Origin of the sequence: Marinobacter sp. SS5-14b, assembly GCF_030541005.1 — a bacterium.
In the GTDB taxonomy this organism is placed as follows: Bacteria; Pseudomonadota; Gammaproteobacteria; order Pseudomonadales; family Oleiphilaceae; genus Marinobacter.
On record NZ_JASSVM010000011.1, the window covers coordinates 22,915 to 36,753 of the forward strand.

Here is a 13,839-nt window from a genome sequence, read left to right on the forward strand (position 1 = left end):
GGAATGTTGAATGGCAGTCGATTATCAGAGTCTTGCGGTAAAAGGTGTTCAGGCTCTGTCTCCGTATCAGCCCGGAAAGCCCATTGAGGAGCTTGCCCGTGAGCTGGGGTTGAATCCTGCTGAGATCATCAAACTTGCCAGTAATGAAAATCCGCTGGGCCCCAGCGAAAAAGCACTGTCAGCGGCGCGAAAAGCACTGGATGAACTTTGCCTGTACCCGGATGGGAACGGCTTTGAACTGAAAAATGCGCTGGCGAGTCGCTTTGGTGTGGGTATGGATCAGATCACACTCGGCAACGGATCAAACGATGTACTTGAAGTGATTGCCCGGTGTTTTGTGGACACTCAGAGCGAAGTGATTTTCTCCCAGTATGCGTTTGCTGTTTACCCCATCGTCACTCAGGCCATTGGAGCCAAGGGCCTTTCGGTGCCGGCGAAAGACTGGGGTCACGACCTTGACGCCATGGCGGCTGCTATCAGTGACCGCACCAAGTTGATCTTTATCGCTAACCCGAACAATCCCACCGGAACCGTGCACACCGCAGAGGCAATCGAGGCCTTTCTGGCACAGGTCCCAGAGCGTGTGCTGGTGGTTCTGGATGAAGCATACTGCGAGTATCTCACCGGCGACGAATTTCCGGATGGCATTCAGTTACTGAACCGTTACCCCAACCTGATTGTGTGCCGCACATTCTCCAAGGCCTGGGGTCTGGCCGCCCTGCGGGCAGGTTACAGCATCAGTTCACCGGCCATTGCCGACATCCTTAACCGGGTTCGCCAGCCGTTTAATGTGGACTCGGTTGCGCTGGCAGCGGCGACGGCCGTCCTGGAAGACGACGCCTATCTCCAGCGCTCCCGTGAAGTGAACCAGGCTGGCCTGCGCCAACTGGCGGAGGGTTTTGATCGCATGGGCCTGCCCTATATACCGTCGTTTGGTAATTTTATCGCGGTTGAAGTGGGCGAGCAGTCAGCCGGAATCTATCAGGCCTTGTTGTCCCATGGCGTTATTGTGCGACCCGTGACCGGGTACGGCATGCCTCGTCATTTACGGGTTTCAGTTGGCTTGCCCGAAGAAAATGAGCGTTTTCTGGATGCCCTTGCCCAGTCCCTGGTCTCCGCAGGGCAGGGAGCCTGACGTGGCTGATCGCCAGCCTTTGTTCAAGCGTGTTGCCGTTATTGGTCTCGGCCTTATTGGTGGCTCGTTGGCCAGCGCCATTCGTAAGCACAAGCTGGCTGAAAGAGTGACCGGCTTCGATCAGAGAGCGGACGAGCTGGCCATGGGTGTCGATCTCGGGGTTATTGACGAGGCGGCAGCCAGCCTGGAACAAGCGGTAAAAGGCAGCGATCTGGTGGTTCTGGCTGTGCCGGTAAGGGCAACCAGAACGGTGCTGGAGCAGATCCGGCCCTGGCTGGGGCAAGACACAGTGCTCTCCGATGTGGGCAGCACCAAATCCAGTTTTGTGCATGATGTAAAAGAGGTCTTCGGTGAGCTCTCACCAAGAGTGATCCCTGGGCATCCAATAGCCGGCTCCGAGAAAAGCGGCATCCGTGCCGCCAACCCTGACCTGTTTGCAAATCATAAGGTCATCCTGACTCCGGCTGATAATGCCGACGGGGTCAGTGTGGCCCGTTTGAAAGACTTGTGGGAGGGCACCGGCGCAACCGTTCTGACCATGTCGGTGGCTTACCACGACGAAGTGCTTGCGGCCACCAGCCACCTTCCACATCTTATCGCCTTTTCATTGGTCGATACCCTGGCCGGTGAAGACGAGAATATGGACATTTTCCGGTACGCGGCGGGTGGTTTCCGGGATTTTACCCGCATTGCCGCTAGCGACCCGGTGATGTGGCATGACATTTTTCTGTCAAATCGCGATGCCGTGTTGCGCGTGATTGACCATTTTACCCAGGACCTGGATCAGCTCCGGGGCGCCATTGCAAGTGGTGATGGTGCAACCTTGCTCCGGGTTTTCAGTCGCGCCAAAGCGGCGCGGGAACATTTTTCGAAGATGCTTTCAGGGCAGGCGTACGTGACTAACAACAGTGATCATCAGGTAATCTTTCACATGCAGCCCGGCGGCTCCGTCCGTGGCGATATCCGTGTCCCGGGCGATAAGTCCATGTCTCACCGGTCCATTATGCTGGGTGCACTGGCGGAAGGGACCACTGAGGTCAAAGGGTTTCTCGAGGGCGAAGACAGCCTCGCAACCTTGCAGGCCTTTCGGGACATGGGCGTAACCATCGAAGGGCCGGAAGATGGCTTTGTCCGGATTCATGGCGTGGGTATGCACGGCTTGCAAGCGCCACGTGGCCCGCTTTACCTGGGTAATTCCGGCACCGCCATGCGCCTGTTTTCCGGTTTGCTGGCAGCGCAGCCATTCGACTCAGAACTGACCGGTGATGCCAGTCTGTCCAAGCGCCCGATGGGTCGGGTAGCCGACCCCTTGCGTGCGATGGGGGCTGTGATCGATACCGCTGAGGGCGGTCGACCTCCGCTGAAGATACGCGGAGGCCAGGTGCTCAACGGTATCCATTATGATATGCCCGTGGCGAGCGCTCAGGTTAAATCCTGCCTGCTGTTGGCCGGTCTTTATGCTGAAGGTGTGACCTCGGTAACCGAGCCGGCACCTACCCGGGATCATACCGAGCGTATGCTGGAAGGTTTTGGTTATCATGTGCATCGTGATGGAGCGACGGCCAGTGTCTCAGGTGGCGGAAAGCTTACCGCCTGCGCCATCGACGTGCCTGCGGATATATCCTCGGCGGCCTTCTTCCTGGTGGCGGCCACGATTGCTCCAGATTCTGACCTGACCTTGCGCCATGTGGGGATGAATCCGACCCGGGTAGGGGTGATCAATATTCTTCGCCAGATGGGCGCCAATATCGAGGTGCTCGAAGAGCGTGTCATTGGCGGAGAGCCGGTTGCGGATCTGCGCGTGCGCTCGGCCGAGTTGAATGGCATCGACATCCCGGAAGATCAGGTACCGCTGGCCATTGACGAGTTCCCCGTGCTGTTCATTGCCGCAACCTGCGCCAAGGGCCGCACGGTCCTTCGTGGTGCGGAGGAATTGAGAGTAAAAGAAAGTGATCGTATTCAGGTGATGGCTGATGGCCTTGCCGCACTGGGTGTTGAAACCACGGTGACACCCGACGGCATCATCATTGAAGGTGGCCAGACTATCGGTGGCGGCACCGTTGAAAGCCATGAGGATCACCGTATTTCTATGTCTTTTGCCGTTGCCTCTCTACGAGCGAATGGCCCGATCAGAATTAACGATTGTTCGAATGTCGCCACCTCGTTTCCGGGTTTTGTTGAGCTCGCAAAGCAGACAGGTATTCATATCAGTACAGAAGGCACTTCCTGATGGTAGATAGCAAGGCACCGGTCATCGCAGTTGATGGCCCCGGTGGTTCCGGCAAAGGCACCATAACTCAAATGTTGGCTCGTAAGTTGGGCTGGCATCTGCTGGACAGCGGGGCGCTTTATCGACTGACGGCTCTGGCGGCCATGCGTCAGGGTGTGTCGCTGAAAGACGAGGCGGGCCTGGTCGAAGTTGCCGCGACACTCGATGTGGCGTTTGAACCGAGCCACGAAGGGCAGCCGGTTCGAGTGGTTTTGGCGGGTGAAGACGTTACTTCCGAAATCCGGACGGAGACTTGCGGCGACAACGCGTCTCAGGTAGCGGTTATGCAGCCCGTTCGGGACGCCTTGCTGCAGCGCCAGCGGGATTTCCGGAAGTTACCTGGCCTGGTGGCGGATGGTCGGGACATGGGAACCGTGGTGTTTCCCGATGCGCCTGCAAAGATTTTTTTGACCGCGAGCGCGGAAGAGCGTGCCCGGCGGCGGTACAATCAGTTGAAGGAAGCGGGTGTCGATGTTAACATTGACGCCGTTTTGGAAGAGATACGGGTACGTGATGAGCGGGATATTAACCGTTCTGCTGCCCCTCTCAAGCCTGCAGATGATGCGCAAGTCATTGATTCTACGGGTTTGAGTATAGAAGAGGTGCTAGACAGGTGTATGGCCGCAGCAGGTCAGGCCTGACTACACCTTTTTGTCGTTGGAATGCCGGAAACAGCGCAAATTTGCCAGCCGCTGGCTGATTCCGGAAATCACTAACAGACCGTGTTGCTGGCTACACGGAGCACACTTGCGTTGATCATATAGGGCACATAATGAGCGAGAGCTTTGCGGATCTTTTCGAAGAAAGTTTGAAAGAAATCGACATGCAACCGGGTTCCATCGTCCAGGGAACCGTAGTTGATGTTGATAACGACTGGGTCACCGTTAACGCCGGACTTAAGTCCGAAGGCGTTATCCCCGCCTCCCAGTTCCTGAACGAAAAAGGCGAGTTGGAAGTACAAATCGGCGATGTTGTCGACGTGGCTCTCGATGCAGTTGAAGACGGTTTCGGTGAAACCCGTCTGTCCCGTGAGAAGGCCAAGCGCGCTGAAGCCTGGAAGGTACTCGAGAAGTCCTTCGAAGCTGAAGAAGTGGTTAAAGGCATCATTAATGGCAAGGTCAAAGGTGGTTTCACTGTTGATCTGGCTGGCATCCGTGCCTTCCTGCCGGGTTCCCTGGTAGACGTTCGTCCGGTTCGCGATACTGCGCACCTGGAGAACAAAGAGCTCGAGTTCAAGGTTATCAAGCTGGACCAGAAGCGTAACAACGTGGTTGTTTCCCGCCGCGCCGTTCTGGAAGCAGAAAACAGCGAGCAGCGTGAAGCTCTGCTGGAAACCCTGACCGAAGGTCTGGAAATCAAAGGTATCGTCAAGAACCTGACTGACTACGGCGCGTTCGTAGATCTGGGCGGTGTTGACGGCCTGCTGCACATCACCGACATGGCCTGGAAGCGCATCAAGCATCCGAGCGAAATCGTGAATGTGGGCGACGAAATCAATGTTAAAGTCCTGAAGTTTGACCGTGAGCGCAACCGCGTTTCTCTGGGTCTGAAGCAGCTGGGCGAAGATCCCTGGGTAGAAATCAAGGCTCGTTACCCGGAAAATGCCCGCGTTACTGCGCGCGTAACCAATCTGACAGACTACGGCTGCTTTGCCGAGCTGGAAGAGGGTGTTGAAGGTCTGGTTCACGTATCCGAAATGGACTGGACCAACAAGAACATCCATCCTTCCAAGGTTGTTCAGGTAGGTGACGAAGTTGAAGTTATGATCCTGGATATCGACGAAGAGCGTCGTCGTATTTCTCTGGGTATCAAGCAGTGCGTCTCCAACCCCTGGGAAGATTTCTCCGGCAACTTCAATAAAGGCGACCGTATCTCCGGTAAGATCAAGTCAATCACTGACTTCGGTATCTTCATCGGTCTGGACGGTGGCATCGACGGTCTGGTTCATCTGTCTGATATCAGCTGGAACGAGACTGGCGAAGAAGCTGTTCGTGAATACAAGAAGGGCGACGAAGTTGAAACCGTTATCCTGTCTGTTGATCCGGAGCGTGAGCGTATTTCTCTGGGCATCAAGCAGCTGGAAAGCGATCCGTTTGCCGAGTTCGTTCAGCTGAACGACAAGGGCTCCATCGTTAAGGGTACTGTTTCTGCAGTTGACGCCAAAGGCGCCACCATTGCCCTGAACGAAGAAGTTGAAGCGGTACTGAAGGCTTCCGAAATCAGCCGTGACCGCGTTGAAGACGCGCGTAACGTTCTGAAGGAAGGCGAAGAAGTTGAAGCCAAGATCATCAGCATCGATCGCAAGAACCGTGTCATCAACCTGTCTGTGAAGTCTAAAGACGTTGAAGACGACAAGCAGGCGATTGAAACTGTTCGTGGCAAAACCGCTGAATCTTCTGGTGCGACCACCATTGGTGATCTCATCAAGGAGCAGATGCAGCAGCAAAACGCCAATAAGGAATAAAATTCCTGTTGGTATCAAAAAAACGGGCTCTAAGAGCCCGTTTTTTTTGTGTTTTTTTCTGGTTTGGCTAAACTAGAGGCACTAGAGTCCGGTATTTGACTACGGAATAATAATGATAGAGGGAATCGCCTCATGACGAAGTCCGAACTGGTAGAACTGATTGCGTCAAAGCAGACTCAGCTCTCCGTAAAGGATGTTGAGTTAGCCGTAAAGACCATCATTGAGCATATGTCTCAATCGCTTGCTGATGGACAACGCATTGAGATCAGAGGGTTTGGCAGTTTTTCTCTGCATCACAGAGAGGCAAGAACTGGCCGTAACCCGAAGACCGGGGAAGCGGTGCAGTTACCGGCAAAGTTTGTTCCTCACTTCAAGCCAGGCAAAGAGTTAAGAGAGCAGGTAAACGACAGCTTGAAGAAAGGCTTCTGAATACCTGTTGAGCACTGGCCAAAGAACACCGTAAGATCGGGCATGATGCCTGTCTGGAGCGCATACACATGGCGGGACTACAAAAGATCCTACTGATAGTTTTGGTTCTTGTGCTGATACTTATTGCTCTGGTGTTCTCGCTGAATAATCAGATGGCGGTATCGCTCAACTTCTTGCTGTTTGAAACCCAGCCACATGGGGTAGCCGTCTGGATTATTATGTCTTTTGTGATAGGTGCCTTAGTGGGCGTTCTGATCACGATGCTGGCTACCTTCCGTTCGGCGGTTTCTCAACGTAACCTGAGAAAGCGGCTTGATCGCGCTGAGCATGCGCTAGAGAAATCCAAGGCTCAGAACGACCAGGCGCTTTGATGGACATAGTGTTTAACTGGCTGCTCTTGACGGTAGCTGTTGGGCTAGGCTGGCTGGCCGGAAGGTTTGGAAGTCAGTCTCGACGGTCCCGAAAAGCCATTTCTGATGAAGACTCTGTCCGGGATCGGCTGCAATTTCTGTTTACCAACTACTCTGATCAGGCCGTAGAAAACTTTGTTCAGTCATTGCCTGTCAACAAAGATACGGTCAGCCTTCATTTATCCATCGGTAGCCATTTTCGCAATAAAGGCGAAACTGATCGTGCCACCCTGATTCACCAGAATCTGCTTGCCCGCCCGGAGTTGCCGGCCCGTTATACGCCCCAGGTTACTCTGGAACTGGCCATGGACTATCTCAATGCGGGCTTGCTCGACAGGGCAGAGTCACTTTTTCACCAGCTCATGGGCGACCGTGAGTACGGGCGGAAGGCCTCGGGTGAATTAATCGATCTGTATCAGCAGGAAAAAGAGTGGCAGAAGGCGGCGCAGGTTGCCCGAACGCTCACGCGAAATGACGCAGACCCTGCAATGTTTAAAACCTTGGCGTACATCACTTGTGAGTTGGCAGATCAGTCATTAAAACTGGACGATCGATGGGCCGCTCAGAAGCTTGCCAAGGAAGCCTTGGATTATGATCGTTCTTGTGTCCGCGCCACCTTGTTATTGATGAAGCTTCAGATCCGCCAGGGCAATTATCGGGATGCAGGCAACCAGAGCTTGAAAGTGTTTGACCAGAATCCAGCGTTCGGCCCGGAGGCGGTAGACCGGTTGATGAAACTGGAGCACGAACACGGCGATGTCGGGCGCCTGGTCAAAAAGCTGAGAAAGCTGTATGAGCAGTACCCCGGCACTAGCCTTTTGCTGGCGCTGGTCGAGTCGGTGGAGCGCTCTTCCAGTCGCCCCGCTGCCATTGATCTACTGCGTCAGGAGTTGGAGGTAAGGCCTTCTGTACGTGGGCTGCTGCGGCTGGTGGAAATGGCGGGTTATGAAAAAGGCATGACCACCGACGAAGGCCGATTGGTCAGTCGTATTGGTCACCTGATTCTCGCGAATCGGCCTGTGTATCGCTGCGTAAGCTGCGGGTTTGCTGGCCAGCAGTTGCATTGGCTGTGCCCCAGCTGCAAACAATGGGAAACGGTGCGGCCTATTCAGGGCGTAGAAGCCGAATAACGTTTTAACCTACTGATCCGGAAACCTGACTGTGCAAAACACGAATGACCCGAAGATTATCGTCGCCCTGGATTTTCCCTCTCAGAGTCCGGCTCTGGCCCTGGCTGAGCAGCTGGATCCTGCGAAATGCCGTTTGAAGGTGGGTAAGGAGCTGTTCACCCGCTCTGGCCCGGCTTTGGTAAAGGTGTTGCAGGGCAAAGGTTTTGATGTATTCCTGGACCTGAAATTCCATGATATCCCGAACACTACATCCTCTGCTGTTGCGGCAGCTGCTGACCTCGGGGTTTGGATGGTGAATGTGCATGCGTCTGGCGGCGAAAAGATGATGGTTGCCTGCCGTGAACGTCTGGAGGCATTTGGTGCTGACAAGCCGCTCCTGATCGCTGTAACGGTGCTAACCAGTATGTCGGACGCAGATCTGACCGGTATCGGCATCACCGGGGGGGCGGAAGCCCACGTATCCCGTCTGGCTACGCTGACCAAAAACTGTGGCCTTGACGGCGTAGTCTGTTCCGCCCAGGAGGCCCCGCGCCTGAAAGCAGAGCAGGGCACCGACTTCCAGCTCATCACCCCTGGGATCCGTCCGCTGACCGCCGACAAAGGCGACCAGCAACGCATCATGACCCCCACGGACGCCCTCAAAGCCGGCTCTGACTACCTCGTCATCGGCCGCCCAATCACCCAGGCGCCTGATCCTCTGGCCGCCCTCGAAGCCATCCACGCTGAGGTGGTCTCGGTCTAGCTGTGGTTTTGGGGCAAAGCCCGCTACTAGCCTGTTGGTTTTGCAATGTGGGGCTGTGGGGGCTGGCTCCCAAAAACCGCTACAAGCACATCCATGTGCGCTTGGGCTCCGCCATCCATGGCTCCGCACATTTTTGGGAGCCAGCCCCCACAGCCCCATCCCCGGTTAAGGTGAAATAGTCCTATCAAACCTGCTATGAATTGGACGTGTCGGCCTAACGAGTTGTCGCGGTTCTGTAATGACTATACTGGCGCTGCTCAAGTGGCAGGGTGGGAAGGCCTTTCCAAAAATCTCGGAGGCCATGGATGGCCGGAGCGAAGCGCACATGGATGTGCTCGTAGCGTTTTTTGGAAAGGCCTTCCCATCCTGCCACCCCGCCAATCCAATCAGGCTAGGGCCGGAGACCAACCAAACCACCAAATCTCGCAGGAAAATCAGGCAAGAAAAAAGCCCGCTAATTCAGAGAACTAGCGGGCTTTTAAAATAGTGGCTCCCCGACCTGGGCTCGAACCAGGGACAAACGGATTAACAGTCCGTTGCTCTACCAACTGAGCTATCGGGGAACGTCGTCATGTGACGAGGCGCGTATATTAAGTTGGCTATACCGCCTCGTCAAGTCTCTGGCTAAAATTTTTAGCCAAGTGCCTTTTGCAAACGCTCAATGGCCTTCTGCAGGTTATCCATGCTGGTGGCAAAGCTCAGGCGCATGTGGCCCGGGCTGCCAAAAGCAGAACCTGGAACCAGGGCAACACCGGCTTCGGTCAGTAGCTTCTCGGCAAACTCCACATCCGAGCTCACGCCGTCAGTCGCATCAATTGCGCCCTGAAAGCTCGGGAATACGTAGAAGGTACCGTCGCCGTAAGGGCATTCAACGCCTGGGAGCTTGTTGAGTGCCTCTACCAGCCAGTCGTGGCGCTCCTTGAATGCTTTGACCATGTCACCCACGCACGCCTGATCACCGTCCAATGCAGCAGTGGCAGCTGCCTGGGAAATAGAGCAGGGGTTTGAGGTGCTTTGGGACTGTACCTTCTTCATGGCGCCGATGATCTTCGCCGGGCCGGCCGCATAGCCGATACGCCAGCCTGTCATCGAGTAGGCCTTGGAGACACCGTTCAGCACAAAGGTGCGGTCATAAAGCTCGGGACACGCGTTCAGGATGTTGCAGAACGGCTTGCCGGTCCACAGGATCGGCTCGTACATGTCGTCGGTGGCGATCATGATGTTCGGGTACTTTTTCAGTACCTCGCCAATCGCCTGCAGCTCTTCCAGAGAGTAGGCCATGCCGCTCGGGTTGGAGGGGCTGTTGATCACGAACAGGCGGGTGCGCTCTGTGATGGCGTTTTCCAGCTGTTCCGGAGTGATCTTGAAGCGGGTGTCCACCGTGGTCTCGATGATGACCGGTTTGCCTTCGGCAACCAGAACCATATCCGGGTAGGATACCCAGTAAGGCGCAGGGATGATGGCTTCGTCACCGGCGTTCAGCGTGGCCAGTGCAAGGTTGAAAAAGCTCTGTTTGCCTCCACTGCTTACCAGTATCTGGTTGGCTTCGTATTCCAGGCCGTTGTCACGTTTGAACTTCGCAATAATCGCTTTCTTCAGAGCGGGCGTACCATCAACGGCAGTGTACTTGGTCTGGCCGTTGTTGATGGCCTCAATCGCTGCCTGTTTGATGTGCTCTGGGGTATCGAAGTCCGGCTCGCCAGCACCCAGGCCTATGATGTCCTGGCCGGCAGCGCGAAGTTCGGCTGCTTTGTTGGTAACTGCGAGGGTAGGGGAAGGCTTGATCGCCTGTACTCGGCTGGAAAGTTGAAGGTCCAAACTTGAGCTCCTTAAAGCTGCGTCTTATGGGCGGCGATCGGCAGGGCAGGAGCCAGACGTCCTGGCTGATAATTCACCCAGCCGTCGATCGCACAGATGGTATCATGAAGCAGCGCTATCGCTAAATTTCTTATACGTACTGCCCGTATTCATGGCAGTGCCGATTCTTGGAGGTTCGTTGCCAGTTATGGCCAGTAAAACACCCAGTTCCGTCAAAGAAGGTGCGTTTCGCGTTGACTCGCCTTACCAGCCCGCAGGCGATCAACCCAAAGCAATCGCAGGACTGGTCGACGGTATCCATTCTGGCCTGGCGCACCAGACTCTGCTGGGGGTAACCGGATCGGGTAAAACCTTCACGATTGCCAATGTCATCCAGCAAGTCCAGCGGCCAACCATCGTCATGGCTCACAATAAGACCTTGGCTGCCCAGTTGTATGGCGAATTCAAGGAATTCTTCCCGGATAATGCCGTGGAATATTTCGTGTCTTACTACGATTACTATCAGCCGGAGGCCTATGTGCCTTCGTCAGATACGTTCATTGAGAAAGATGCGTCGATCAACGAGCACATCGAACAGATGCGGCTGTCGGCGACCAAGGCGCTGCTTGAGCGGCCAGATGCGATCATCGTGGCCTCTGTATCGTCTATCTATGGCCTGGGTGATCCGCAGTCCTACATGAAAATGATGCTGCACCTGGATAGGGGTGATCCGGTGGATCAGCGGGCCATTCTGCGCCGGCTGGCTGAACTGCAGTACACCCGTAACGACATCGAGTTTCATCGAGCTAATTACCGGGTGCGGGGGGATGTGATTGATGTGTTCCCGGCTGAATCCGAGCGCGAGGCAATTCGCATTGAATTGTTTGACGATGAGGTGGAACAGCTAAGTTACTTCGATCCTCTGACCGGAGAGGTGCTGCGTCGGGTGCCCCGGGTGACTATCTATCCAAAATCTCACTACGTTACGCCGCGACAAAAAGTGCTGGATGCGGTTGAGCATATCAAGGTAGAACTGGATGAGCGGCTGAAAGTGCTGCGTGATAACCACCGATTGGTGGAGGCGCAACGGCTGGAGGAGCGCACCCGATATGACATTGAAATGATGCTGGAGCTGGGTTACTGCAACGGCATTGAGAACTACTCAAGATACTTGTCCGGACGTGCGCCGGGCGAGCCGCCACCCACGTTGTTTGATTATCTGCCGCCTAATGCCTTGCTGGTGGTGGATGAGTCCCACGTGACTATATCCCAGATTGGCGCCATGTATAAAGGCGACCGCTCAAGAAAAGAAACTCTGGTGGAATACGGGTTCCGACTGCCTTCGGCACTGGACAACCGCCCCATGCGTTTCGAGGAATGGGAGCGAATTGCACCGCAAATGATTTTTGTGTCCGCCACGCCTGGCAACTACGAAGCGGAGCATGCTGGCCAGGTGGTGGAGCAGGTCGTCAGGCCCACGGGCTTGCTGGACCCGGTGATCGAAGTGCGGCCGGCGTCTACCCAGGTGGACGACCTGTTGTCTGAGATTCATAGCCGTGTGGCTGTCGAAGAGCGTGTGCTGGTCACGACGCTGACTAAACGCATGGCGGAGGATCTGACCGACTTCCTGATGGAGCACGAGATCCGTGTGCGCTACCTGCACTCAGACATCGATACCGTGGAGCGGGTGGAAATCATTCGCGATCTTCGTCGGGGTGAGTTTGATGTGCTGGTGGGCATTAATCTGCTGAGGGAAGGATTGGACATGCCCGAGGTGTCCCTGGTGGCGATTCTGGATGCAGATAAAGAAGGCTTCCTGCGCAGTGAACGTTCGTTGATCCAAACCATTGGTCGCGCCGCCCGCAACGTCAACGGTAAGGCGATTCTGTATGGCGACCGGATTACCGGTTCCATGCAGCGGGCTCTGGATGAAACCGAGCGGCGCCGGGCCAAACAGCAGGCTCATAATGAAGAGCATGGAATCACGCCCACCGGTCTGAACAAAAAAATCGCTGACATTATGGAAGGCGCCACTGGTGGCGGCCGTGGGCGTCGCAAACCGGAGCGGCCGGGCCAGAAAGCGGCGGAAGAAGCAGAGGATTATCTGGTCAAGGCGGGCAAACGGTCGCCACAGGATTTGCTCAAGGAAGTGGCAAAGCTGGAAGACGATATGTACAAAGCCGCCGCCGATCTGGATTTCGAAACCGCCGCCCGGCTTCGGGATCAGATTTCCGAGCTCAAGGAGGCGGCGATTCGCACCGGCTGATCAGTTCCTTTTCGGGCCAACGATAACGGCGGCCTGTAACGGCTGGTTGCGACCGTAGCTCGACATCTTTCCGAATACCCGTTTGTCGATGGGCAGATACTGCTTGTCGGCAACGGTTTCCCCCTCTTCGACGTCGATCTCCGGGTCGTGCAAGTAGACGAAATCCTCATCCATGGCGCACACGGTGACCCAATGGGGTACCCGGCTGCGGTTTAGTTGCCAGGTGCTGATCAGGATGACGGGAATCTGGCCCTTGTGCAGTGCAGCTTCCATGGCCTCCAGCGTGAGCGGGTCATGGTGGAGCTGAATGCCGGTCTGGCCGATGTCGTGCAGAAAGCCTTCATGCACCAGTTCCAATACCCGCTTTTTATCGTCATTGCGGACCGTGTCTTTGAACAGTGCTCCTTCCTGGCTGATCCAGGCGCTGGCTTCAAAACCACGATGCCAGGCTGACAGTGCCAGGCCGTGGGGGCCACAGCCTCCGTGTCCGGCCAACATGAAAATGGTGGTCGCCTCACGCCAGATTTTCAGTTCCTCCAGCGTGTTGAGTGTTTGCTGCTCATCCAGCGCCGCCATGGCCATAATCAGCGCCGAGGGGCCACAGGTAAATTCGGTCGTTTGCGGATAATAGGGCACCGCCAGGTATTCATGGGATGGCTCGTAATACAGGATCCGGCGCTCAAAACGCAGTGCCGTGCCATGGTCTTCATAGTAGTCCCGATAAGTGCCGAACTGGCGATAACCCAGGCGACGATAGAGGTTGATGGCACCGGCATTGTCTTCCCGGACTTCGAGGCGCATTACGATGCGATCAGCGTCGACGGCTTCTTTTTCGGCCTCACGTACCAGCCTTTCGCCCACCCCTCGGCCACGCACCGAAGGCGAGACCGCAATCGAGTAGATTCTGGCCAGGCGGGTGGCCGCGTTCATCAACACCAGGCAATACCCCACCAGCTCGGAGTCTTGCTCCGCAACGATCAACCGGTCTCTGGGCATTTCAAGAAATCGCCGGAAGCTGCGGCGCGAAATACGGTCTTCGCTGAAGCAGCGGTTTTCCAGTTGCACCAAGGGGCTCAGGTCGTCGGAGACGGCTTGTCGAAGCAGTACATCAGGCATAAACATCAAACCCCGGGGTGTAAAAAGAGCAGGAAGCTGGTGGCCACTTCCACTGCAGCTATTATGGTAGAGAGCACAGGG

The 13,839-nt window shown here is 55.6% G+C and carries 11 protein-coding genes and 1 tRNA gene; 9 read left to right on the forward strand and 3 right to left on the reverse strand.

Annotated features, from left to right (window positions below; all coding sequences use genetic code 11):
• Positions 1-10 precede the first annotated feature (10 nt).
• The 8 genes from hisC to pyrF all read left to right on the forward strand — a co-directional run bounded on the left by hisC (position 11) and on the right by pyrF (position 8,579).
• Positions 11-1,135 (forward strand): histidinol-phosphate transaminase, encoded by a 1,125-nt coding sequence (gene hisC / locus QPL95_RS17090; RefSeq protein ID WP_303292136.1) that lies wholly within the window; start codon positions 11-13, stop codon positions 1,133-1,135.
• A gap of 1 nt (position 1,136) precedes the next feature.
• Positions 1,137-3,365, forward strand: a complete 2,229-nt coding sequence (locus QPL95_RS17095; protein WP_303292137.1) for a bifunctional prephenate dehydrogenase/3-phosphoshikimate 1-carboxyvinyltransferase — start codon at positions 1,137-1,139, stop codon at positions 3,363-3,365.
• Positions 3,365-4,045 (forward strand): (d)CMP kinase, encoded by a 681-nt coding sequence (cmk, locus tag QPL95_RS17100; RefSeq protein WP_303292138.1) that lies wholly within the window; start codon positions 3,365-3,367, stop codon positions 4,043-4,045. Before QPL95_RS17095 ends, cmk begins: the two co-directional genes overlap by 1 nt.
• 131 nt (positions 4,046-4,176) lie before the next feature.
• Positions 4,177-5,868: a 30S ribosomal protein S1 gene (gene rpsA / locus QPL95_RS17105; protein ID WP_303292139.1), complete on the forward strand. Its 1,692-nt coding sequence runs from the start codon at positions 4,177-4,179 to the stop codon at positions 5,866-5,868.
• Positions 5,869-6,000: 132 nt separating this feature from the next.
• Entirely contained in the window at positions 6,001-6,297 is a 297-nt protein-coding gene (locus QPL95_RS17110; RefSeq protein WP_303292140.1) for an integration host factor subunit beta, read from the forward strand.
• Positions 6,298-6,365: 68 nt separating this feature from the next.
• A complete protein-coding gene (locus QPL95_RS17115) occupies positions 6,366-6,668 on the forward strand; it encodes a LapA family protein (RefSeq protein ID WP_303292141.1) in 303 nt (100 codons plus the stop codon).
• Positions 6,668-7,837 carry a lipopolysaccharide assembly protein LapB gene (lapB, locus tag QPL95_RS17120; protein WP_303292142.1) on the forward strand — a complete coding sequence of 390 codons (1,170 nt, stop codon included), beginning with the start codon at positions 6,668-6,670 and terminating at the stop codon, positions 7,835-7,837. The genes QPL95_RS17115 and lapB overlap by 1 nt, the downstream gene beginning before the upstream one ends.
• Positions 7,838-7,868: 31 nt before the next feature.
• Positions 7,869-8,579, forward strand: a complete 711-nt coding sequence (gene pyrF, locus QPL95_RS17125) for an orotidine-5'-phosphate decarboxylase (RefSeq protein WP_303292143.1) — start codon at positions 7,869-7,871, stop codon at positions 8,577-8,579.
• 487 nt (positions 8,580-9,066) lie between these two features.
• Here pyrF and QPL95_RS17130 read toward each other — a convergent pair.
• Positions 9,067-9,142: transfer RNA gene (locus QPL95_RS17130), tRNA-Asn, on the reverse strand.
• 70 nt (positions 9,143-9,212) lie between these two features.
• Positions 9,213-10,397 carry a pyridoxal phosphate-dependent aminotransferase gene (locus tag QPL95_RS17135; RefSeq protein WP_303292144.1) on the reverse strand — a complete coding sequence of 395 codons (1,185 nt, stop codon included), beginning with the start codon at positions 10,395-10,397 and terminating at the stop codon, positions 9,213-9,215.
• A 187-nt stretch (positions 10,398-10,584) separates the two neighbouring features.
• On the opposite strand from QPL95_RS17135, the gene uvrB reads away from it, so the two are divergent.
• Complete coding sequence (gene uvrB / locus QPL95_RS17140; RefSeq protein WP_303292145.1) at positions 10,585-12,642, forward strand: excinuclease ABC subunit UvrB; 2,058 nt, start codon at positions 10,585-10,587, stop codon at positions 12,640-12,642.
• Here uvrB and rimI read toward each other — a convergent pair whose 3' ends face one another.
• Positions 12,643-13,758 carry a ribosomal protein S18-alanine N-acetyltransferase gene (gene rimI, locus QPL95_RS17145; RefSeq protein WP_303292146.1) on the reverse strand — a complete coding sequence of 372 codons (1,116 nt, stop codon included), beginning with the start codon at positions 13,756-13,758 and terminating at the stop codon, positions 12,643-12,645.
• Between the last annotated feature and the right edge of the window lie 81 nt (positions 13,759-13,839).